The sequence below is a fragment of the Clostridium sp. HMP27 genome, assembly GCF_000765165.1.
Taxonomy (GTDB): Bacteria; Bacillota; Clostridia; order Clostridiales; family Clostridiaceae; genus Clostridium_AK.
Genome location: NZ_JMFY01000029.1, coordinates 50,977 through 73,508 on the forward strand (window position 1 = coordinate 50,977; position 22,532 = coordinate 73,508).

General features: G+C 30.0%; 34 protein-coding genes. 6 read left to right on the forward strand and 28 right to left on the reverse strand.

Annotated elements, in window-relative coordinates; translation table 11 throughout:
* Positions 1 to 367 precede the first annotated feature (367 nt).
* The 14 genes from DP68_RS19680 to DP68_RS13375 form a co-directional block, all read right to left on the reverse strand.
* Positions 368 to 535: a hypothetical protein gene (locus DP68_RS19680; RefSeq protein WP_291549209.1), complete on the reverse strand. Its 168-nt coding sequence runs from the start codon at positions 533 to 535 to the stop codon at positions 368 to 370.
* Positions 536 to 598: 63 nt separating this feature from the next.
* Positions 599 to 1,240, reverse strand: a complete 642-nt coding sequence (locus DP68_RS13315; RefSeq protein WP_035310330.1) for a uracil-DNA glycosylase — start codon at positions 1,238 to 1,240, stop codon at positions 599 to 601.
* A gap of 176 nt (positions 1,241 to 1,416) precedes the next feature.
* Positions 1,417 to 1,854, reverse strand: a complete 438-nt coding sequence (locus tag DP68_RS13320) for a DUF86 domain-containing protein (protein ID WP_035310331.1) — start codon at positions 1,852 to 1,854, stop codon at positions 1,417 to 1,419.
* 1 nt (position 1,855) lies between these two features.
* The gene (locus tag DP68_RS13325; protein ID WP_035310333.1) at positions 1,856 to 2,290 is read right to left on the reverse strand and encodes a nucleotidyltransferase domain-containing protein; all 435 of its coding nucleotides are present in this window, start codon (positions 2,288 to 2,290) and stop codon (positions 1,856 to 1,858) included.
* 152 nt (positions 2,291 to 2,442) lie between these two features.
* A complete protein-coding gene (gene pgeF, locus DP68_RS13330; RefSeq protein WP_035310335.1) occupies positions 2,443 to 3,150 on the reverse strand; it encodes a peptidoglycan editing factor PgeF in 708 nt (235 codons plus the stop codon).
* A 128-nt stretch (positions 3,151 to 3,278) separates the two neighbouring features.
* A complete protein-coding gene (locus tag DP68_RS13335) occupies positions 3,279 to 3,602 on the reverse strand; it encodes a rhodanese-like domain-containing protein (protein WP_035310337.1) in 324 nt (107 codons plus the stop codon).
* Between the two features lie 205 nt (positions 3,603 to 3,807).
* Positions 3,808 to 4,170, reverse strand: coding sequence for a VOC family protein (locus tag DP68_RS13340; protein ID WP_035310339.1), 363 nt, complete (start codon positions 4,168 to 4,170; stop codon positions 3,808 to 3,810).
* A 219-nt stretch (positions 4,171 to 4,389) separates the two neighbouring features.
* Positions 4,390 to 4,878, reverse strand: a complete 489-nt coding sequence (locus DP68_RS13345; RefSeq protein ID WP_052085801.1) for a rhodanese-like domain-containing protein — start codon at positions 4,876 to 4,878, stop codon at positions 4,390 to 4,392.
* Positions 4,879 to 4,889: 11 nt separating this feature from the next.
* A complete protein-coding gene (locus DP68_RS13350) occupies positions 4,890 to 5,429 on the reverse strand; it encodes a YeeE/YedE thiosulfate transporter family protein (protein WP_035310341.1) in 540 nt (179 codons plus the stop codon).
* A complete protein-coding gene (locus tag DP68_RS18990; protein ID WP_052085803.1) occupies positions 5,426 to 5,965 on the reverse strand; it encodes a YeeE/YedE thiosulfate transporter family protein in 540 nt (179 codons plus the stop codon). The genes DP68_RS13350 and DP68_RS18990 overlap by 4 nt, the downstream gene beginning before the upstream one ends.
* Positions 5,966 to 6,163: 198 nt before the next feature.
* On the reverse strand, positions 6,164 to 6,733 hold the full coding sequence (locus DP68_RS13360) for a dihydrofolate reductase family protein (RefSeq protein WP_035310342.1): 570 nt from the start codon (positions 6,731 to 6,733) through the stop codon (positions 6,164 to 6,166).
* A 204-nt stretch (positions 6,734 to 6,937) separates the two neighbouring features.
* Positions 6,938 to 7,288 (reverse strand): DUF2200 domain-containing protein, encoded by a 351-nt coding sequence (locus DP68_RS13365; RefSeq protein WP_035310343.1) that lies wholly within the window; start codon positions 7,286 to 7,288, stop codon positions 6,938 to 6,940.
* A gap of 88 nt (positions 7,289 to 7,376) precedes the next feature.
* Positions 7,377 to 8,696, reverse strand: a complete 1,320-nt coding sequence (locus tag DP68_RS19295) for a hybrid sensor histidine kinase/response regulator (protein WP_035310345.1) — start codon at positions 8,694 to 8,696, stop codon at positions 7,377 to 7,379.
* 541 nt (positions 8,697 to 9,237) lie between these two features.
* Positions 9,238 to 9,579 (reverse strand): tetratricopeptide repeat protein, encoded by a 342-nt coding sequence (locus DP68_RS13375; protein ID WP_035310347.1) that lies wholly within the window; start codon positions 9,577 to 9,579, stop codon positions 9,238 to 9,240.
* A gap of 384 nt (positions 9,580 to 9,963) precedes the next feature.
* On the opposite strand from DP68_RS13375, the gene DP68_RS13380 reads away from it, so the two are divergent.
* The gene (locus tag DP68_RS13380; protein WP_035310349.1) at positions 9,964 to 10,329 is read left to right on the forward strand and encodes an SdpI family protein; all 366 of its coding nucleotides are present in this window, start codon (positions 9,964 to 9,966) and stop codon (positions 10,327 to 10,329) included.
* Positions 10,330 to 10,549: 220 nt separating this feature from the next.
* Here the strand turns inward: DP68_RS13380 and DP68_RS13385 are convergent, their stop codons facing one another.
* The gene (locus DP68_RS13385; protein WP_035310350.1) at positions 10,550 to 11,056 is read right to left on the reverse strand and encodes an Rrf2 family transcriptional regulator; all 507 of its coding nucleotides are present in this window, start codon (positions 11,054 to 11,056) and stop codon (positions 10,550 to 10,552) included.
* Between the two features lie 200 nt (positions 11,057 to 11,256).
* On the opposite strand from DP68_RS13385, the gene DP68_RS13390 reads away from it, so the two are divergent.
* Both DP68_RS13390 and DP68_RS13395 read left to right on the forward strand, forming a co-directional pair.
* Positions 11,257 to 11,628: a pyridoxamine 5'-phosphate oxidase family protein gene (locus DP68_RS13390; protein WP_035310352.1), complete on the forward strand. Its 372-nt coding sequence runs from the start codon at positions 11,257 to 11,259 to the stop codon at positions 11,626 to 11,628.
* Between the two features lie 15 nt (positions 11,629 to 11,643).
* Entirely contained in the window at positions 11,644 to 11,820 is a 177-nt protein-coding gene (locus tag DP68_RS13395) for a 4Fe-4S binding protein (RefSeq protein WP_035310354.1), read from the forward strand.
* A gap of 150 nt (positions 11,821 to 11,970) precedes the next feature.
* Here DP68_RS13395 and DP68_RS13400 read toward each other — a convergent pair whose 3' ends face one another.
* Positions 11,971 to 12,798 (reverse strand): hypothetical protein, encoded by an 828-nt coding sequence (locus DP68_RS13400; protein WP_035310356.1) that lies wholly within the window; start codon positions 12,796 to 12,798, stop codon positions 11,971 to 11,973.
* A gap of 231 nt (positions 12,799 to 13,029) precedes the next feature.
* Between DP68_RS13400 and DP68_RS13405 the strand changes: the two genes are divergently transcribed.
* From DP68_RS13405 to DP68_RS13415, 3 genes are read left to right on the forward strand one after another with little or no spacing between them, the layout of a single operon-like run.
* Positions 13,030 to 13,725: a response regulator transcription factor gene (locus tag DP68_RS13405; RefSeq protein WP_035310357.1), complete on the forward strand. Its 696-nt coding sequence runs from the start codon at positions 13,030 to 13,032 to the stop codon at positions 13,723 to 13,725.
* 13 nt (positions 13,726 to 13,738) lie between these two features.
* The gene (locus DP68_RS13410) at positions 13,739 to 15,196 is read left to right on the forward strand and encodes a HAMP domain-containing sensor histidine kinase (RefSeq protein WP_035310359.1); all 1,458 of its coding nucleotides are present in this window, start codon (positions 13,739 to 13,741) and stop codon (positions 15,194 to 15,196) included.
* Complete coding sequence (locus DP68_RS13415; RefSeq protein WP_035310361.1) at positions 15,186 to 16,337, forward strand: hypothetical protein; 1,152 nt, start codon at positions 15,186 to 15,188, stop codon at positions 16,335 to 16,337. Before DP68_RS13410 ends, DP68_RS13415 begins: the two co-directional genes overlap by 11 nt.
* 119 nt (positions 16,338 to 16,456) lie before the next feature.
* Here the strand turns inward: DP68_RS13415 and DP68_RS13420 are convergent, their stop codons facing one another.
* From DP68_RS13420 to DP68_RS13475, 12 genes are all read right to left on the reverse strand, one after another.
* Entirely contained in the window at positions 16,457 to 16,858 is a 402-nt protein-coding gene (locus tag DP68_RS13420) for a hypothetical protein (RefSeq protein ID WP_035310363.1), read from the reverse strand.
* Positions 16,859 to 17,161: a DUF2089 family protein gene (locus tag DP68_RS13425; protein ID WP_035310364.1), complete on the reverse strand. Its 303-nt coding sequence runs from the start codon at positions 17,159 to 17,161 to the stop codon at positions 16,859 to 16,861.
* 114 nt (positions 17,162 to 17,275) lie between these two features.
* Entirely contained in the window at positions 17,276 to 17,482 is a 207-nt protein-coding gene (locus DP68_RS13430) for a hypothetical protein (RefSeq protein ID WP_035310366.1), read from the reverse strand.
* A gap of 191 nt (positions 17,483 to 17,673) precedes the next feature.
* Positions 17,674 to 18,042, reverse strand: coding sequence for a hypothetical protein (locus tag DP68_RS13435; RefSeq protein WP_035310367.1), 369 nt, complete (start codon positions 18,040 to 18,042; stop codon positions 17,674 to 17,676).
* Between the two features lie 115 nt (positions 18,043 to 18,157).
* The gene (locus DP68_RS13440; protein WP_035310369.1) at positions 18,158 to 18,790 is read right to left on the reverse strand and encodes a hypothetical protein; all 633 of its coding nucleotides are present in this window, start codon (positions 18,788 to 18,790) and stop codon (positions 18,158 to 18,160) included.
* An 85-nt stretch (positions 18,791 to 18,875) separates the two neighbouring features.
* Positions 18,876 to 19,010, reverse strand: a complete 135-nt coding sequence (locus DP68_RS19685; RefSeq protein WP_291549239.1) for a hypothetical protein — start codon at positions 19,008 to 19,010, stop codon at positions 18,876 to 18,878.
* Between the two features lie 34 nt (positions 19,011 to 19,044).
* Positions 19,045 to 19,335, reverse strand: coding sequence for a TIGR04104 family putative zinc finger protein (locus DP68_RS19900; protein ID WP_035310371.1), 291 nt, complete (start codon positions 19,333 to 19,335; stop codon positions 19,045 to 19,047).
* Between the two features lie 165 nt (positions 19,336 to 19,500).
* Positions 19,501 to 19,740, reverse strand: a complete 240-nt coding sequence (locus DP68_RS13450; protein ID WP_035310373.1) for a hypothetical protein — start codon at positions 19,738 to 19,740, stop codon at positions 19,501 to 19,503.
* Positions 19,741 to 20,250: 510 nt separating this feature from the next.
* Entirely contained in the window at positions 20,251 to 20,562 is a 312-nt protein-coding gene (locus tag DP68_RS13460) for a hypothetical protein (protein WP_035310377.1), read from the reverse strand.
* Positions 20,563 to 20,660: 98 nt separating this feature from the next.
* Entirely contained in the window at positions 20,661 to 20,900 is a 240-nt protein-coding gene (locus DP68_RS13465) for a hypothetical protein (protein WP_035310379.1), read from the reverse strand.
* A 293-nt stretch (positions 20,901 to 21,193) separates the two neighbouring features.
* On the reverse strand, positions 21,194 to 21,766 hold the full coding sequence (locus DP68_RS13470; protein WP_035310380.1) for a hypothetical protein: 573 nt from the start codon (positions 21,764 to 21,766) through the stop codon (positions 21,194 to 21,196).
* An 88-nt stretch (positions 21,767 to 21,854) separates the two neighbouring features.
* Positions 21,855 to 22,301 (reverse strand): hypothetical protein, encoded by a 447-nt coding sequence (locus DP68_RS13475; RefSeq protein ID WP_035310382.1) that lies wholly within the window; start codon positions 22,299 to 22,301, stop codon positions 21,855 to 21,857.
* Positions 22,302 to 22,532: the final 231 nt, after the last annotated feature.

A 22,532-nucleotide genomic window follows, 5' to 3' on the forward strand; every position in this document is an offset into this window, starting at 1 on the left:
TTCTTCATTTGTTATTAAAATAAAATGTATAAATGCTTGTTAGCTTATATTTTGAGAAAATAAAAACAGCTAGCAAATCTCACTTGATTTTACTAGCTGTTTTATAATATATGCTTTCCCATACTGGGATTTTCTTATCTTTTCATAAAATATATTTATTCTAAAGTATCTTCTATGTAATATTATGATACCAGGTAATTTGTGCAAGTACCTCTTGCACAAATTGAATATCCTTATATCCACCACTTTCCTTTTCTATTAAGACCTTATAGCTTTCAATTTTATCAGCGGACTTTTTATTTATACAGTAATTACACATAAAAAAATAAGCATGTACTATAAACCCATGCTTTTTGTTATTAAAATATTATTGTTTACCTATTACCTTTTCTTGCTCCCTTTGTAATACTAAGTTAGATAGGGTCATATAGAAATCTCTTTCCTCTTTGGTCTTGGCTTTTTTAAATAACTTTTTTAAGTCGCTATATGAATAATTTAAAAACATATCATATAATGTATTTTTTTCAACTTCCATATTAACTCCTCTACACTCATAATATTTTATAATAATTATACCTCATCTACTAAAAAATGAACCTTATTTTAGTTTTTTCTTTATCATCCTTATACCTTCAATAAATTCATTCTTACCACCTTGTGCAGGATGTCTCACTTTCTCGCAGCTAATACCCAATTTTTTAAGGCTTTCCTCTGCTTTATTTCCCATGGCAACCACCTTCTCAATATTAAACATTTCAATCATTTGAAGGAGTGGCTTCTCACCTATTAATAGTTCCTTTTTTAATGGTGTTCTATTACTTTCCCCATTGTCCTTTTTATGGGGGTGAAATGGAAACGCATTCCAGGACAGTACCATCATGTCATATTGTACAAGAGTGTTCCATATTATTGTGGCCGTTGCCTCTTTAAGAAGCTTGTCCTTTTCCAAAGCTAGTCTATATCCATTTTCCCTGCCAAATATATCTAGGCCATTTATATTATTCATAAGCAAATGCTCACTAGTAAAAGGTACACCAGTAAGACGGCAGCCCCTATAACCTGGTGCTTCTCCCACAAGTATTATTTTAGGCTTTAATTTATACATTTGCTTTAAATAAATCATCAAATTCTCTCTTCTTATAGAATTCTCCTCATGTTCATAGGAGTATTGATTACATACATTGGGCATGGCCTCTATTAATGCTAGTTCTTCCACAAATGTTTGTATATTCTTTATCATTTAATCAATCCCCTTTTCCTTTATATTTTAATGTGTTAACTTTAGGAACCAATAAAATAAGCATGTGTCATAAAACTCATGCCTATTTTCTTATTTATCTATTTTATATAGAAGCTCTTTTTATTCTACAAATCAACTTGTCACTTGCCATGTGGGTGGCACTTGGTGACACTTTATTATCTATAGTTTTCTTCAGTCCATTGATTTATATAATTTACAAACTCAGCAAAGTCATCTAAATGATTGTGTAATATATCTATTATTATTTTTTCATCAACTCTCATATAATCATGAACAAGAATATTTCTAAAGGATATCATGTTAGCTATTTCCTTTGAAAACTTTTGTGGTAAAATCTTATTTTCTCCTAAAGCTAAAATGACTTCCCTATATGTATCTGGTTTTTCTATATCTAATACTGAAATAATTATATTAGCTATATCAAGTACACATTCAATAGATATCTGTATACCTCTTTCTACGCCCCAATATCTTAACATATCTTCTTTTAAATTATCTTCGTTTATATAAGCAGCGGTTGATTTTAATAGCAGCACATTCTTTTGCAATTCCTTTATTTTTAAATTAATCGTCTCTAATAAACTTCTTGTCATACTATATATCCCCCGATTCTTTTTTTGCCCACTCTTTTATATATTTCATTTGAGTTCTTCTAAAAGGCTCCATATCCATATATTCTTTAAGAACTCTAACCTCAAAATTTACCTTAATATCTTCATTTTCCATATAAACAAGTTTTCCATACTTAATAACTTGATGCTTTAATACGGAATTGGCATTATTTAATATAACTAAATCTATATCATTTCTTTTAAAAATATCAGTATACTCTCCTATTAATGCTAACTTATCTAAGGGATTATAATTATCTTCCAAAAGTACAGCTATGTCTAAATCGCTGTCTTTGCCATTTGTCCCCTTTGCGTAAGATCCAAATATATAAATCAATTTTATTCCATAACTATCTATTAGTGTCTCTAGATTATTTTCAAGTATATCTTTAACTTCACATAAATCTTTTTGAATCATAGTTTTACCTACCTTGAAATTAGTACTTTGTAAGTATTATATCATTATTTTCAGCTATTATATCATAAATTTTACAAAAATAAGCATGGCCTCTAAAAGCCATGCTATCAAAGTATCACTTGCCACTTGCCATGTGGGTGGCACCACGCTTACTACTTTAAAAAGATAAATGAAAACAATCTAGATTCTTTATCATTCCTTCTATATGAATAGGTTTCGTATTCTTTGTTACAAAAGGTGCAAATATCCACATCATGAATATTATCTTCCAAGACTCCTTTATATTTTAATTGGTGTATAATGCACTTCTTCAAATTAAGCTTTCTTCCATCATGAAAATCTATATCTTTATACATGCTATTATTCTTAAAGAGCTCTATTAGTTCTTCACTTACCTCATAACAACACCCGCCAATATGGGGTCCAATACACACAACTAAGTCCTCAGTTTTTGTCCCATAGTTTTTAATTAGCTTATCTATAGTTTTAGAAGCAATACTCATTTCAGTTCCCTTCCATCCGCTGTGTACTGCTGCAATTACATTATTCGTTTTATCATACATTAAAATTGGAACACAATCTGCAGTAAAAATTCCTACTGCAATATTCTTTTCCTTTGTAATTATTGCATCTCCTTCATGAATTTTACCATCATAAACATATATATAATCACTATGGGTTTGATTAAGATATCCAACTTCTTTTAATCCAAACCATTCTTTTAAATTTTCTAAGTTACTAATACCCTCTTTAGAATTTTTACTTAAATTAAGATTGTTCTTTGCTGTAGAAAAAACAAACTCTGCATTTGAGTTTGAATAACTAATAAACTCATATCCGTCTTTATTTAAAACCTTCATTGTACCCTCCATAAAATGTTCTCATTATATTTCATTAATTTCTTCATGTAATTATATCAAAATAAAAAGTTTCTGAAAAACAAATAAAGCACAGAGCCTTATCTCTGCACCTTATATTTATCACTATCTTATTCCTTTTCTAATTTCCCTCTATAGTCAATGGTTCCACCAGATACATTTATCACCTTAAATCCCTTTAGCATAAGTTCATTACAAGTAAAACTGCTTTTTCTTCCAGACCTGCAAATTATATGGTACTCTTTATCCTTGTTTAAATATTCATCTGGATTTCTTAGTACTTCATACATTGGAATGTTTTTAGCCGTTGGCAGGTGCCACTCTTCATATTGATCAGATTCCCTTATATCTATTAAGCTTATTTCCCCTAGTGACTCTTCCAAATCATTTACATCTACTGATTTTACTCTATCTTCCCTAAAAAATGAAGGCATGTTATCATCTCCCTAATAGTTAATTACTCAATTTATCTTAAGTATCTCCTTTTTATCAAATTAATATAATCTTCTTTAATATGCTATAAATCCCCTTATAATAAAGTTTTGATAAAAATAAGCATAGCCTCTAAAAGCCATGCTTTATCAAAGTATCACTTGCCACTTGCCACGTGGGTGGCACCTAATTTTTGGTGGCACTTTATTAGCTTGGAAAAACTCGTAACTGTACAGATACCCCATTTGGATCATAAACATAAAAATAACGAGTTCCATCTCCAGGATTTTGTATAGGGGAAGGATTAAGCCCTCTGTCCTGAACAAGCTTATGCATTTCATCAAGTTTATCAGTCTCAAAGCAAATGAACATACCCTTACCTTCAAACCTTTGACCTTGCGGCCTGTATAGAAGTTCAATTTCAGTTTCTCCACTGCCATTTGTTAAAAATGCAAGTTCTGCATCTCCTGCTTTAAAGCGTCGAGAAATAGTAAGTTCTGTAATTGTCTCATAAAATTCGATAGATTCTTCTAAGTTGTTCACATTTAAAGTTATATGTTTAATGTGCATAGTATATCTTCCCTTCTATTGTAATTTAAATAATTATCACACAATAAGGTATATAATTCAAGCAATGGGTTATTCATGGATCTTAAATTTTCCACGTTTTACGTAAAAGCAAGCATGCGCCACAAAAGCCCATGCTAAAAATTTTAAAATATAAAACTGTAGTAGTCTTCAATATATACTTTTTTACATTTATCAAAATAATTTATAACATTTATATTATCAATTACCTGCTACTACAGGGTAAGATACCTTTAGCCAACCATTATTCATTCCACCATTTAAGGATCTTGCCTTAAATCCAGCTATATTTAGAGCAGCTGTTGTTTGCCCTCCAGTTTGGCCGGTATAACAGTAAACAATAATTGTCTTATCCTTAGGAAGCTTATCTAAACTTTCCCCAACTTTTTTAAATGGACTATTATGCGCTCCCGATATATGACCTTTTGCAAAGTCTTTACTTTCCCTTATATCAAGGATATAAATGTCCTTATTATTTAAATCTACTAATTGTTTTAATTGGGCTTCCGGTATTTTATATATGTCCTCTGGCATACGTTCGTAATATGCTACAACAGCATCTACGGTTGCTTTAGAATTACTAGATGAGCCAGCCTTTGGCCATCCACCAATAATAGTAGTAATAACTAAAAAAACTAATACAACTATTGTAAATGTTAAAATTGATTTTTCACCATTACCTTTAAACATATTTATTCCCCCTAACCTTGAATTTTCTTTTTTTCTAAATAGTCTATTGCATAAATGATTATAACTAATATAGAGCTAAACATAACTGCTAGTGAAAAAGGATTTATTTGTACTATATCTACTAGACTTATCTTTCCAATATCAAACTTAGCTATTGAAAAATTAGTATACTGCTGGATAAGGGTGTAAAGCAGCACTCCAAAAACTCCCCCAATAACTGTATATTTTGCATCTCTTTTTCCTTCTCCCATGGCTCCTATACTTGTTCCAGGGCAATATCCTGAAAATGCAAAACCTACGCCAAAGATTAAACCTCCTATAATGTTTCCTACAACATTGGTTGTTATTAAATCCAAGGAAACTAATCCTGCGGTTCTCAAACTAAATATTCCTACACAAGTTATTGCTACACTAAATAACATAAACTTAGGTATAGTTAAATCTTTAAGCCTTAACGCGTTTATTATATTTTTGTATTCAAGGGCATCAACCCTTTGGAGTATATATCCGAACCCTATTCCAAATAATAAAGCTAATAATAAGCTCATCATATTCTCCTCCTTCTAAATAACAAGATAGCTGTTGGAATACCAGATGCAAAAACTGCTACAGCAAAAAGAATGCCGCTTAAAGCCATTTGGCTCATTCCACTTATAATGTGCGAGCTGGTACATCCTCCTGCAAGTCTTGATCCAAATAAAAGCAAAACTCCTCCAAAGAAAGCATGTATCATTCTAAGTTTAGGATTGTTACCAAATCTTTCAACCCAAAGAGACGGTGTCTGTGTTTCATCAACTTTATCAGTAGCTATGCTCTTTGGATGGATACGCTTCCCCAAAAATCCTCCTATAAAAATACCTAATACAAGCATCCACTGCCAACTTACTTCAAGGGTTCCTGTTGTTCCGCAGGTACCTGCTGTCCATGTACTAACGGGTATAAGCTGTGATGAAAAAAACTGTGTTACATAACCAGTTGTTTGGGCATATGCGGTAGTCGTTCCTAAATGATTTCCGCTTAAAAATATAAGAATATTTAGGATTCCTAAAGAAATGCCCCCCTTTACCCAAGACCATTTTGAATTCATACCTATTATCTCCTCTTTATATCAATATCATATTATCACTATATTAAGATATTACGATATAGTTGCCATTTTTTTTATATTTTTATAATAAAATTTTAGATATGATTTTTATATAAATATAATCTTACAGGTGGGTTTTTATATTTTTAACAACTAAAAAGAAGTGAGATTGTTCCCACTTCTAAGATTCTTCGTATATTAATCCCCTGCAGGATGATAGCAGAGCTGAACAACCCCTGAGGAAAATGTCTTAGTATCAACAAGCTTGAGACCTACCCTCTCTTTTATATCAATGAACAGAGGTTTACCCTGTCCTAGGATGATAGGATGAATAGATAATCTATATTCATCAATAAGACCTAGATTTAAAAAAGTTGTTATAAGACTTGATCCTCCATAAAGCCAAATTCCTTTACCTGGCTCATTCTTTATTTTCTTTACTTCCTCTACTATATTGCTGCTTATTAAATTAGCTCCTGGGTACTCATTGGTAGAGGTTTTTGAAAACACATATTTCTTCTTACTATGAACTAAGTTCCAAACCTCTTTTTCAGCATCTGATATTTCATCTCCAGGAATGTATTGTCCCCATAAATCATAGCTTTTACGCCCATATAAAATTGTATCAATGCTATTTAGAAAATCAACAAACTTCATATCTGGATCCATAATACACCAATCTACTTCACCGTTTGGTCCCTCGATAAATCCATCTAATGTTACCGCTAAGTCTAAAATTATTTTTCTATCACTTCCACTATTGAACATTACATTCATCCTCCTCTAAAAAATGTTTTTTATTTTGTTAGCATTTCATGTAAAGTTTCCTGCTTCTAAAGTCTTATGATGAAATTTACTATAAAAAGTTATACTACTTATAATATACGTTATAATACGGCTTACCATCCAACAAAAAAACACGGATTCCTTTATATTTTACATATGGAATCAGTGTTTTTTTGTTTTTAATTATTATTTACGCAAAATCTTATCCATGGCTTTTCCCTTTGCCAACTCATCAACCAGCTTATCCAAATAGCGAATTTCCTGCATGGTTGGTTCTTCAATGTCTTCCACTCGGACACCGCATACCACACCTTTGATCAAAGCTCGCAAAGGATTCAGCTTAGGAGCTTCTGCAAAGAAAGTCTCAAAATCTGTCTGTTTTTCCATTTGCGCTTCTAACTCTTCCTGGCTATATCCTGTCAACCAACGGATGATTTCATCCACTTCTGTTTTCCTGCGTCCTTTTTTCTCCGCCTTCGTAACATAAAGGGGATAAACACTTGCTACACTCATTTTATAGATATTATGTTTAGTCATGATATATCCTCGCTTATGTAATTTTCTTTATTATATCACTAAAAACACTGTATTTCCCATATCATTCCTCCTGGTCCTCGCCTTTTCTTTATTTATATATATCTGAGAATTCTATATTAATTTTCTCAACATTATTTTTTTCTGTTGAATTACTCATCGGATGTAAATCCTCCGCTTTTTCTACTAATTTGCACGGAAGATATATAATAATCTCAGTACCATGCCCAATTTGACTATTTGCATATATTGCTCCACCATGCAATTCTACCAAGGCCTTGACAATAGAAAGTCCTATTCCACTTCCTTCATGATCCCTTGTAAGAGATTTGTCAACTTGCACAAAACGTTCAAATATTAAATTTAGCTTTTCTTCAGGAATACCTCTTCCTGTGTCCTTTACCCTAATACAAATATTTTCCACACTATTTTCTATACTAACCATGATTTCACCACCGGGCTCAGTAAACTTTACTGCATTTGATAACAAATTCAAAATAATTCGTTCTATTTTATCAGGGTCACAAGCGATAATTTTTTCTTCTATATCTGTATCAAATATAATTGATAATCCCTTGCTTTCTATATAATCAGCAACAGACAGTGTTATGTCTTCTATGAGATTTATTATATTAACATTTGTTTTATATATTTCAAAATAACCTACATCAATCTTTGTTATATCAATTAAATTATTGGTTAATCTTAAAAGCCGGTAACAATTTTGTTTCATTATATTTATGTATTTATGGCAATTTGAATATATATTACGGTCCAAACATCCCCTTAAATTGGATTCATATAACTGTAGTGAAGAAAAAATAACATTAATTGGAGTCCTTAATTCATGAGAAATATTTGCGAAAAACTCTGTTTTAACTCTATCATGCTCCATAAGATCATCTAGTCTTCTTCTTTCTTCATGAGCCTTTAGCAGTTCTTCCTCGGCTCTTTTACGCTGGGCAATTTCCTCTTCAAGCTGAACATTACGCGCCTGTAATTGCCTTTGTAGACGGGACAATGACAAGTGCGTCTCCACCCTGATCAATACTTCTTCTTTTTGAAAAGGTTTGGTAATGTAATCCACACCACCTGCTTTAAAACCTATGACCTTGTTGGCCGCCTCGTCAAGAGCGCTAATAAATATCACTGGAATGTCACGGCTGTGCTCGTCCAGCTTCAACTGGCGGCATACCTCATAACCATCCATCTCCGGCATTATTACATCCAGTATAATCAAATCCGGCTTTTCAATGGCCACTGATTTAAGGGCCTTTACGCCGCTAGAGACTGGGCGCACTTGATAGCCATGCTCAGAAAGCAGATCTGTCAACAGCTTCAGATTAAGTAGCGTATCATCAACAATCATAATTTTTGTCGAATCACTTATTTGCCTACCACAATCTATCATACTTCATCCTCCTTCAACATCCATTTTCCCAATTTTTCATTTCGTTAACGATTATCATAATTGAATTCTCGCTTCTTTCCTCCAGAATACAATGCTTTGTCAAAGGCTCTAGGCATTTATCCATAATGCCTGGCTTGAAGCCGATATTTCCTCAGAGGATGCAGCAATAGTTTTGGTGGCGTTATACGGGGTTTCCTGAATCTGCATACTATTTTTCATCAGTAACTGGACTTACAACATAATTCACCAAAATTTCTTCGTAGTTTCAATATTCGAGAAAACATTTCAAATTCCTTCAATAAACTTCCGATATAAATATTATAGTATGCCCCAAGCAAAATTCCCTAAAGCTTCTTTCCTATCTTTATAAGCCTTTCTTTAAAGAATGGAGTAACTTGCCACTTGCCATGTGGGTGGCACTATACTGAAAAAGGATAAATAAAAAAGCACGGCTTTAGCCCTGCAATATTTATTCATTCAAAATATTTTTGTTTTTATATTCTTTTTAGTTACTAAACTCATAATTTATAAATCTATTTTTTTATTTCTTTTGACGTTTTGTTACTTTCTTACTAGCTGCTTTCTGCTCTTTTTCTAATTTTGCCTGTTCTTGTCTTGCGGAAAAATCTTCAGCATTAACAAAATTCGATGAAATTGTATTGTTTGGATCAAATTCAAGTACTTTTTTATATATATCATAAGCACCTTCACGATCCCCTTTAAGCAATAAACACTTTGCTATTCTTGTGTATGCTGCATTGCTATTGGATTTTTTACTTATGATCCTCTTATTTACATTAATAGCAGTATCATCCCATTGATTATTTGAAGCCAATTCTTTTGCAATCTCGTTCAATTCAGAAAGAGTCTTATCTTGAAACATTTTATTCCCTCCTATTTATTAATGCAAAAACAAAAAACTTTTCTTGCATTATCCTTTGAATTATATAGTAGGTATACTTTATGACTAGATTCAAGTTCTTACCTATATATACATTGTAACATATAAAATCTTATAAATGTAATAAATTAAATTTATAATCTACCTCCTGCACCAAAACCAAGGGTGATTTCTGAGAGCTTCCGTATCAGGTACAAGTGATGCTTATTGAAAAATATCTGATTTCAAAGATAAAAACATGAATATTTGACTGTGGAACTTTATTGAATTAACTATTATAATTTATATATAGCAGGACTATAATGTAATAAAAACTTATAGATTATATGGGTGAATATCATTTGCATTATATGGGGAGGAGATACCATGCTAAATATTTCTTTAATTATTACAGCAATAATGTCTCTAACTATGATAGTATTTGGGTTCTTATTAAGCAAAAAACCACCTAAAGAAATAAATTCTATAATTGGTTACCGCTCACAAATGTCAACAAAAAATAGAGACACCTGGGAGTTTGCACATAAGTATTCAGGAAAAGTGTGGATTAGAAGTGGTGTTATCAATGGAGTAATATCAGTTGTTTTGGCACTCACCTTACAAAACTTAAGTAACTATAGCGAGCTTATAGTTGCATTGATTTACGTTCAACTTATAATATTACTTTTGGTAATACCATTAACAGAAATAGCGTTAAGAAAAATGTTTGATAAGAATGGAATTAAAAAATAAGCATGAGCTATAAAACTCATGCTTTATCCATATATGACTTGCCACTTGCCATGTGGGTGGCACCGTATTGCAGCTTATTAGATTGGCCCCTGAATACTCCTTGGTAGACGTTTTTGAAAACACATATTTGTTCTTACTATGAACTAACTTCCAAATTTCTTTTTCAGTATCTGATGTTCCTAGTACTTCTAGTATTAAACATTACTTTAAAATCTTAAACTTACCTTGATTTAGTATTATTAAACCATTCAATTGTCGCTTTTTCCACATCCTTTGGAAGCTTTTTATTATATACCTCATCATATAGCCACGCCAATGACTTATTACTTAAATATTTTCTCATTTCATCTTCTGCTTCTAACATTACGACTTTTATTAAACAAGGACATTTAGTATGTGTATCTGGTAAATTATCCTTATCTAATAATATATTGTTTTGTCTAATTTCTGCACATTGGAAAAATGGTTCACTTCCTTCTACTGCTTCAACAACATCCCAAAATGTTATTTCTTCTGCACTACGAGCTAGTGCATAACCACCTTTTACGCCTGGAATAGATTTTATAATTCCAGACTTACTTAATTTTGCATATACTTTTGATAAATAAGTTTCCGAGATACCTTGAAATGTCGCTAAATCTCTTATTCCCACAGATTTACCTTCTTCTAGGTTTACCATATATAATAAGCAATGTATTGCATATTCTACTCCTACTGAAAATTTCATTTTCGCACTCCTTTGATATATTATAGTCTTTTATTAATAATATCCTATTATTTACTGTCATTCAAGATAATCATACAGCATCAAAGGTATACTTTTTTTAAAAATATTCTTATTGACAATAATAAAAAAACATTATATTATAATTCTAGATAATAGTTGTCGTCGATAATATCTATCTATAATTCGAGGAGGAATATAAAATGTTTACAGAAAAATTTTATGATGTCTTAAAAAACGAAGGTGTAGTTTCAATAGTATCTTGCTCAAACAATGAGGCCCATGTGTGTAATACATGGAATAGCTATTTAGTTATTGTGGATGAAAATAAAATTTTAATTCCTGCAGCTGCTATGATTAAGACAGAAGAAAATGTTAATGTTAATCCTAAAGTTAAATTAACAATTGGTAGTAAAGAAGTAATGGGCTATAACTATATGGGAACTGGATTTTTACTTGAAGGAACTGCTAAGTTTTTAAAAGATGGAGATCACTTTAATATGATGAGAGAAAAATACTCATTCCTAACAAGAGTATTAGAAGTTACAGTGAGTTCCTGTAAACAAACACTTTAATTAAAGGAGAAAGCTATGCCTAGAAGAATTAATAAATCGGATTGCGTTGGTTGCGGAACCTGCCAAAGAGTATGTATTGTTGGGTGTATAACACAAGAAGATGATAGAAAAAGATTAATCAATGAATCTGCATGTGTTGACTGTGGAGCTTGTCAATATGCTTGTACTAAGAATTGCATATCCGAAAATTAATTGAAAGGATAGATTCTAACAATTTATTATAAAACCGTACCAGAACGAAGCAGTACGGTTCAGTATATCATATAAAGCATGAGCGCTATAAAACTCATGCTTTATCCATATATCACTTGCCACTTGCCATGTGGGTGGCACCATTAACTATTAACCTTGTGCGTTTTCGTCGTAATTAAAGTCAGGAAGTTGTTTTAAATTTACTCCATTTGTGTCAAATAGATTTTCAGGAGAAGTTACATATTTAAACTCATATACATTGGTATTTATTAAGTCCATAGTTCCGTTAGCTTCTTCATATTTTTCTATTTTAGTTGGAAGTCCTGTAGCCGCATCAATATAAGCAACTTCTTTTATAGTTACCTTAGGCTGAGCCAAAAGTTCTGCTTTAGATAATTTGCCAGCATTTTTAGTTGGTATAGATTTATAAGTTCTATAAACCTTGTTAAGTGTTTTTCCATCTTCAGACTTAACAGTTCCATCAGCAGTCCATTCTGAGGATGCATATGTTGCTCTCAAAGCTGTAAAAGAATTGTACTTATTAAATAAGGAATTATTATAGTCAGCTCCCTTTTGGTTAACAGCTTCAAATTCACCGCTTATTGCTTTACCATTTTCATCTCTTTGAAGCATAACTATAGTTCTACCACTATCCTTTGTATATGTGCTGTTATAAGCTTCTACTTTTCCATCTCTTTTCATTATATTATCCATTCTTGAGTCAAAGGTCTTAGGATTAGTCCAGCTTTCAAAAACTAGACCTTCGCTGCCGTCATCTCTTAATGTAGCCACCTTAGTATACTCTATGCGTCCTTGACTATTTGTTGGGTCCTTTGCTATTTCAGATAACTCAGTAGTTTTACTTTCTACTTGGGGTTTGGTACTTGGATTTGAGTTAGTGTTTGATGCAGCATAAACACCTATAGAAGTAGTTAAAATTGATATTGCAACAGCAACTGTAATAAATGTTTTTTTCATAAAAATCAATCTCCTTTTATTATTAATTAAATTATATAATTTTAAGGTATCTCAGTTTAAAACTTTAGTCATAATCCCCTCCTATATCTGTAACACTAAGAATAACCTTATATATTTATTATAAAATCCAAATGTTTCGTAGATTATGGCAGTTGTATCTAAGTTGTAAAATCTATGGATTGATATTATTTAATTGCAGAAAATAAGTTATTATAAAGGGGGAGGCGAGCCATGGAACAGAAAAAAATACTTATTATTGAAGATGAAGATTATATATTAGATTTACTATCCTATTCACTGAAAAAAGAAGGGTTTATAACCAAAGTTGCTTCAAATGGAGAAAAGGGGTTAGAACTAGTACAGGATTTTAAACCTGATTTGCTGATACTAGATTTAATGCTGCCGGACATAAGCGGCTTTGAAATATGTAAAAAGGTTTCAAAGGAATATACTATACCTATTGTTATGATCACTGCAAAGTCAGACACAATTGACAAAATCCTTGGAATAGAACTAGGAGCAGATGATTATATTACAAAACCTTTTGATATGAGAGAAGTAATTGTTAGAATAAAAGCCATTTTTAGAAGAATAGAATTAATCTCTGAAGCAATAGAAACAGAGGAATTTGAGTCAATTAAGGTTTCCAATTATATTGATGTATATAAAGAAAAAAGAGAAGTATTAAAAAACAACTCAAGAGTTGAACTTACTAATAAAGAATATGATTTATTAGTATTTTTAGCAGAAAATAAAGGAAGAGTTTTTTCAAGGTCAGAGCTTTTAGATAAAGTATGGGGCTTTGAATTTGTAGGGGATACTAGAACAGTAGATATTCATGTTCAAAGGTTAAGAAAAAAGCTAGATGAGAATAAAGGTACATCTTTTATAGAAACAGTTTTTGGAATCGGCTATAAGCTTATATAACAAAGGTGAAATTATGAGATATTCAATACAAAATAAAATACTAATTTGGTTTTCTATAATAATTTTTGTAGGATTATCTTCACTACTTATTGTTTCTTATAAAATAACGGAGCAAAACACTGCTCATATAATAGAAAATGACATGATAACAGTGAAGAAAAACTTAGATTTATATTTAAAACAACACTTCTTAATTAATAATAAGGAGTTTAATGAAGCTAATCTTTTAGAAGATGCAGATGCCCTATCAAGAGAATTGAGCTTTCAAATTGGAAATACTGTAGAAATTTATAATTCTGATGAGGAAAAGATCTCAAACTTTTTAAGCCCAGAAAATATACATAGTGATGACCTTTCAAATGCAATTAAAGGTCAGGTATCTTATACCTTAAACTATAGGGGTAAAAAAGTAATAGTTAGTCTTTCTTATCCTGTAGAAGTAAACAATAATACTATTGGGATTATTAGATACAACAAGGATTATTCAGAACTCTATGTGTACAGCAATAGATTTAAGTATGTTATTAATATTTTTGCAGCAGGAATATTTATCATTGTGTTTATTGCATCTATAATTATTTCCCGGCAAATAGCAAAGCCTATAATAGAGCTCACTAAAGGCTCAGAACAGGTATCTAGAGGAGATTTTGATTTAAATATAAATATAAATTCTAGAGATGAAATTGGTGAACTTTCAAATAGGTTTAAAATAATGGTAGATAGAATTAAGGAACAGATAGCAATAATAAATAGAGATAGAGATAATCTAAAGAAAGCACAAAAGCAAAATAAAGCTTTTTTTGATAATGCAACCCACGAACTTAAAACCCCTTTAACTACAATATTAGGTTATGCTCAAATAATAAAAGAAAATGGCTTTACTGATAAGGAATTTTTTGATAAAGGAACTTCTTATATTATCAATGAAAGCAAGAGGCTAAATGATATGGTAGTTGAAATACTTGATTTATCCACAGCTTCTTCAAAGGATATAAACTATAACATAGAAAAAATAGACCTATCAAAGCTTATTTTAAGAACCTGTGAAGAGATGAATATAAAGGGAAGAAAGTATAATATAAAAGTACAGCCTAAGGTTCAAGAAAATATCTTTATAAAGGGTGATAATGATAAATTAAGAGAAGTGCTAGTTAACTTAATTGATAATTCTATAAAATACGGAAATGTTAACTCTACAGTAGATGTAGAGGCCTACAGTGAAGAGGAATATACATATTTAAAGGTTAAGGATAAGGGAATTGGAATAGAAAAAGAACATTTAAATAACTTATTTCAACCCTTTTATAGAATTCCCCAAAAGCAATCAAAAGAAAAAGGAAGTGCAGGGCTAGGACTTTCTATAGTAAAAAATATAGTTGAAAAACATAACGGATGTATAGGTATAAAAAGTAATATCAATGAAGGTACAGAAGTTATTGTTAAATTTAAAGGTGAGGGTTATGAAAAATAAATTTAAAACACATAGTATTTACTACGTTATTTTAATTTTAGTGATTTTTATACTATCCTTCTATTTTCTAAGCTATATTTATACTTTAAATGGCAGAAAGAATAGAACTATTGTATTAGAAAAAAGTCTATTTAATAATGATCAACCAAATGGTAAAACAGAGGGATTTGGTATTGAAAGTGTATCAAGGCTAGATACAAATTATATGTTTTTTAATGTTACTGTACTAGATAATGATACTATTATGTTTAAAACCTTAGATAAGAATGACAACGAAAAAATATCCTCGTTGGATATTGATAATAACAAACTCACTGAAATTTATAAAAAAAGCAGCGACGGTTTTAATCATTTAGCTGTATCAGAAGACGGAACGAAAATTATATATTCCGACTTTATAAGAGAAAAAAATAATTGGAAAACATATTTATATGATGTTAACACAAAACAAACTACTGAAGTTATTACGGATGGATCTTATGCTAATTTAATTATAAATAACAATAAGTACATTGGTGTTAATGATAATGATTTATTTATGAAGGATTTGAATACTGGTGAAGTAAATATTTTGGCCTCTGCTGCCATAAAGAGTATTACACAGACTAATGCACCAAAGGCTAAAGAAATGTACACTTTAAAATCATCACAAGATGGGAATACAGTTTATTTCATATACCAGGGAATTAAACCTTCTAGTACTGAATCAAAATCAAGGATACTAAAAGTCAACTTGCAAAATAAAGAGACATCAGAAGATATAATAGAAGGGACTGTATATAATCTTATACCTCTAAATGATGGAAATTTCATATTTACTGGCAACATCCAAGGAACTGATGGAATTTTTATATATAACGTCAAAGGCAAAAGCTATAAGAATTTAAAGCAAGGAAATATATATAACATGGAAGTAACAGAAGATAATAAAAAAATTGCCTATGACATTTCTAATAATAGTGGAGTTTCTGAGCTGCACGTAGCACTTTTTAATAAGGATAAAATAGAGGCAGACACTACGGTTTACGGCAACGCTAGGTATGGAAATAGTTTAAAATGGAGCAAGGATGGGAAGCGACTTTTATATTTTACTGGATATAATGGAGGTAGCACTATATATAAGTTTTCGTTTAAGGAGTGATTGTAGAAGACTTTTCTATAGATAGGACTTACTTTTAAAAGTAAGTCCTTGACGGGTCTTATAGGAATATTACCACATACCTATATAGAACAACTAAAGGTAATGCTCATAGAGGGAAACTATTCCAAATCTTGAACATTCATTTTGTCCAATTCATTTCGTAATTTCAGTTTCTCCCTACAAGCAAAGTATATGGCTAAAAATATAATCGTTGGAATATTAGATATAAGAAAAACAGGCATGGCAGTTGCAAGCATTGAAATCATACTCGGTTTCTCTGATTGTGAAGTAATTATTTTGTCAGTCACTACAACACCATCAACGGTTTTAGTCACTGATGTAATTCCCGTATTCGTATACATTGATAAAGAAAGAATGGTAATTATTGAAAATATAAAACAGATTAAAGGAATAATTAACCCCAACCATTTACTCTTCGCTTTGGAAAGAAATACTTGTAGCCAAATGCTCCCTGCAAGAAACAGTAACAAAACGATTATGATAATTGCTGTTTTCAGCATCTATTTGCCCTCCTTTTGAGTTTTTCTATACTCGTTTATTAAAATTTTTGCTGCATCAAAATCTATCTTTTCATTTACTGCAAGCCGCTTAATTAGTGCAATATATGGCTCATTTGCAGTATCCTCACTGATTTGAATTTTTTGTATCAATTTATCAAGTCTTAATCGTACTGTCGGATACGTAACGTCATAAAGGTCTGCAATTTTTTTAAGTGAACCAGATGCCATAATAAATTTTTTAATGAATGACATATCTTCATCATCAAGATTTGCCATCCATTCAGGAACTACTTCTATTGCCATATTAAAACCTCCTTTAATAATATTAAATATAATCTTTAACATTATTAAAGTCAATAGTTAATGTTATTTCAATAAAATAGTGGTCGCTACTTAATAAATAACTACCACTACATGTTAATCCATTTTATCAATTTTAGAATAACCTTTATATATAAGAAATCCTGAAAAAATCAACTCAATTAGTATTATAATCTTTACCAGAGGATGTACGTGCTCAAATGCATAAGTTGAGTCAACACCTGGCAATGATTGAGCAAATGATATTGCAACTATCAATTGAGTAAACGTTATAAATAGTAAATGACTTCCCAATTTAAACATTTTATATTCCCCCTATTTGTTTTTATTCAATTCACCATATGTTAACTATTGTGTATTAAGAATTCTTTTTAAGGCTTTATAAAGTATTATTAAATTAATCTTGGTACGTAAAATAAGAACATGACAAACTATACACTAGATGTATTATTAGCCAGTGTGTAGAACATTTAAAACACTAAGATTATATTTTTTTAAGAAAAAAATCTTTTAGGAAATTTAAAATGTGCCATAAGCGTAAAAATGAATGATGTTGCCCAAAAGGGATACCCTAAGTCACCGTTATTAAATAGCAGATAGATTAAAAAAGTAAATAAAAAAGTTATAATAAAAACTATTAGCAAATTTATGAAATCTGTGGTAAATAATTTTTTCTTCTCTTCTTTCAATAAATTATCTATTACTTTGGCATAAGAGTTTATCTTAAGCAAGCTTTTACTATATATAGCTGAACCACAAAAACTTCCTAAAAGCATAGGATATGTATTAAATATAAGAATGCTTAATACATAAAGTAAAAACATTGGAAATAAAACTATTACTAAGATTTTTACTGTTCTCATAAGTAAAACATCTCCTTTCTTTAAACAATTTAAGAAAATGTGAAATAGATACAGTTAGTAGATATACATATCATCAGAAAATTATATTTGTTTTACTGTTAAAATTTCAAATAAATTACTGTATGTTTTCTTCATAAAAATAAAGCATTCCACCTCTTTGAAATTTATTTACTTCTTCTCCTGTAATAGAAAATTCTAAACTTTTGCCACTCTTATACCAAACTGTAAATATAAAATATGTTTCATTTGAAACATTGTTTTTAAATGAAATAACATAAAAATTTTCATTTCTATTTTCCCCATCATAAATAATAGAGTCAAAGAATCCCCTTGATGTTCTAACATCTATTTTTTTAATATTTTCATCTAACAAAATACCAAATAATATTGGATTTATATTTTGCTCTTCATTTAGCAACTGTGCTGAAAAAATAAAATTTTCATTCTCTCTGTATCCACGATTGATATGTCCACCGCCACCTAACCACTTATATCCTATAATTGACTTATTTACCATATCAACAAAATAAATATTATCTTTATTATTATTTACTTTACCTACTGAATACACCATAACTCCGTCTTTTGTCTCTTTAGTTGAAATCAACTGATGATCATCGACCATAGTATACCTCTTTTGTATAGGCTCGAAAGGAGTACTATTTTTATTAATAGTAAAATAAATAAAAGCAAAAATAGTTATTAAAAAAAACACTATATAAGTCTTCTTAAATATTAAGTTTTTCATACATTCCACCAATCTCTACGGTATTTAATTCATACTTTATTACTGTTATGATACAAATAAAAAAACTATACAATATGTTATCATGTCATCTTGAATTTTTATCAATATAAATATTTAATGCTTGTACTACTTTAAATAACACAATAATACCTGCCATATAAAGCATTATTTTAATAATACCTAAAGAACTAAGGGCTCCTATAATGCCTACATTTTGCATAGTAATTCCCTCTCTATTTTAAAAATAAATCAATTTATCTATTTTTTATATAGTATCTTACATAAAATGGTGATATACATAATACTATAAGAAACCAGACAAAATAAGCAATAATAGAAAATACGTCGAATAAATCAAAAAGAGTTTTTTTAAATAATAAAGGAAGTATAATTAAAGCAGAATTTATTAAACGATAAATAAAATATAAATGATGCTTAGTTCTACAACTATTGCATTCTATAGTCCCATAGCCTTCAGAAATTGATTTCATGATAGTTTTCCATTTAAATTCATTAGAGCAATTCTTACATCTCTGAATAGACAAATTAAATACCCCCCTCTTAAATTATTTAATGTCATAACGCAATGCTTATAAATAAAAGAGCATTCTTCTATTTATATTACGTATTATAAGGACATTAGCATTTGCGTTTGAAACGTAACAAATACTCCAATCTTTACAATTCAAAGTTTACATGCAATTATATTTTTAAGAATTTGCTAGAAGTGTAATTGAAGAAATAATTAGTAATAAAAAAATCCAGCTTATCCAACCATATTTTTCGGTTTTTGAAATAGATAAAAAAATAGCTCCTATTAGACATAAAGGAACACCTATCATAACTACATTACCAAAGTTATGAATATAAATACTTTGACTTACTATTAAAATAAAACTAATAAGGCAAAGTATACTTAGTATAAAAAAGAATTTTTCTTTACTTTTCATACCTTCCACCCCTTAATGGTAAAATGTCTGTACTTATAATAAGTATATCATGATACTTCCATAATGTTCCTTAATAAAAACTAAGAGCTCTTATGTTGATATATCCATTTATTTTCCATATGTGTTATAATATTCACATAATTAATTTCAAATGTGAAAGGAACATACTATCATGATTGATAAGTTTCTACGTAACTTGCAAGAAGATGTATTTGATGAAAAAGGATACTACTTTTTATACTTCATTATATTTTGTGTATCCTTTGTGATTACTATTGAACAATATAAATTATTATGCGAGGTAATTAGGCTTATATTAAGTGCAACAGCCCTTCTGTTTTTAACTTTAATTTATCTTAGATGTAAGGATTCTAGAAGTGAGAAACAAAGGGAGTCCATTTTTCACTATATTGTTTTCTTTATTGTATTAACTTTAGCTTGTATATATAATATTAAAAAGTTGAATTGAAAATTAAGACTTTGTTAAAGAATAGTGGTGATTAAGTGAACTCATTTTATATTAATGTACTTCTTTGCTATTTTAGAAAAAATAATATCTATAATAAAATAGAGAGATGGTAAAGCAACAACAGATGGACTATTATAAATTATACATAAAACTCCTGAGAACAAAATCCAAATACATTCCAATGCATTTTTAATAATCATGATTTTATTAAACTTTGTTTTATCAGTAACTTCGTAGTTTTCTTCATTTAATCCACGTACTAAAGAAGGCATATTACATCTATTATTAAATGTGTAAATTCCTACATAAATTGCACCAATAATATAAACTACACCAAGTATAATTCTTAGCATAAAACTTTTCCCCCATCCATTTTAATCACACTAATAAACTTTATTAACTAATAATTTAAACTTTAGTCGTCATATTCTACTGTTGTATAATATTTCTACTACCTATCTTCCTTTTTAGCTTTGTTATATCCATTAATAATTAACACTGAAGATATTAATGATAGGAAATATGAAATATTGCTGTCACTTGGTAAAATTCTACTTACAATGACAAACAATAAAATTGATAATCCAAAAACCTGTAACAAAAATCTATTTTCTTTTTTCTTAAATAAATCACCTTCAGTAAAAAATGATATGCCATCCGTTATATTTTTTCTTTCATCACTTTCTCTCAAGATCATACTCCCCCATGGTATTTATTAGATATAGACTTCTCCGAAAACAAGTCTGCCAATATCTTTACCACCCTTAAATTTATAAAGTCTTATGCTATTTCATATTAGATTAATCTTGGTATGTAAAATAAGAATGTTATGTATTTGTTCAAAACCAAATAATTATAGTTAAGAATTATTTTAATATCTTTTAGTCATCAATTGTTAAAAAATAATTTTCTTCATTTTCTTTATTCACTTTAATCATATATGAGCAATGTTGATTAAATGAATATAAAGTCCATTCTATATTATCATTTCTTTATTAATGCAAAGCGGGCTACTTCTGTACCTTCTAACATTACTACTAAAGAAGCATCTAAAGCATCATCTTGAAGTTTTTTTAACTCCTCTGCTGATGGAACCATAAGTGGCACTTGAGGGTCTTTTTCGCTTACACCTAAATCATAATTAAGAATGAACCTTCCTTCTTGACCTGCTTTAAGTATCGAGGTAAAAGAATACCCATATCCTACGCCTGTGCCTACATAAGAAGATGAATTAAAAATATTGAAGCCAACTACTTCCTTGGATGTAGTCTCTAACTTGTTATTAGGTACAATTTTTATTTGTAAGTCTTTACCTTTCTCCATACTTCCAATGTTTTTGTTTCCAGCATTTTTAATTGTAAACTCATAGTATAATGCTGTTGGAACAAGCTCTTGCCCCTTTTTATCCCCTTCAGTTATTACTATAGAACCAAGTTTAGATTTATCATTGACAATGCTAACATTTGAATTTATAAGTTGTAATGAAGTTTGAGATGAACAAGCGGAGAAAAGAGTAAAAAGTAAAATCACTCCTACAAAAATAATAAATCGCTTCATTTGACTCCCCCTTTTTATTTACATTACTATATAACGTCACATTTTACTCTTGTGGCACAATATGAGAATGTTTCGACCTAAATAATAATCAATTTACATCCTTCAATTCAATTATTTGTATCTTTCCATCAAGATTTATGGTGACATTTATCACTTCGTCTTTATTCTCTATTGCTACTCCATTACCACCTGATTTAATTGTATAAGTTTTTTCTTTTGGCGGACCATCTGTATAGTCTTCTGTTATTTTTGCACCTCCTGCACTACTTGCGTAGGATATTTCCATATGCTTCAAAGAAGATAATTGGGACAGTTCTTTCTTATATGTTACTATTAATATGTTATTAGAATTACTTTCATATTTGGTTTTACCATTCTCTTCAGTAAAAGTGCCCGTTCCATTTACCCTATATTCAGCAGACCAAAGTTCATTTTCTCCTTTATAAATATAGTTGTGGTTAATAACTTCTTTGTTTGAACAACCAGTGATTATCAATAGTATCAAAACAATAAAGACTCCAGTTACTTTTCTCAACTTATACCCCCCAATAATTTTTACTTTACTTCGTAATTTTTTACCGTTGTTCATCAAATATAAAAGGATTATTCATTTGCTCTATTCTTATGTTTAAGCGTTTTTTCATTACACCCAACTATTACTGTTGCTAACCCTAAGATTGCAACTGCAAATATACAACTAAACCAAAACGTCTCTGCAGCACTATCTGTGGAAATCATTCTACCGACAAAAATAGTATAACCGTAG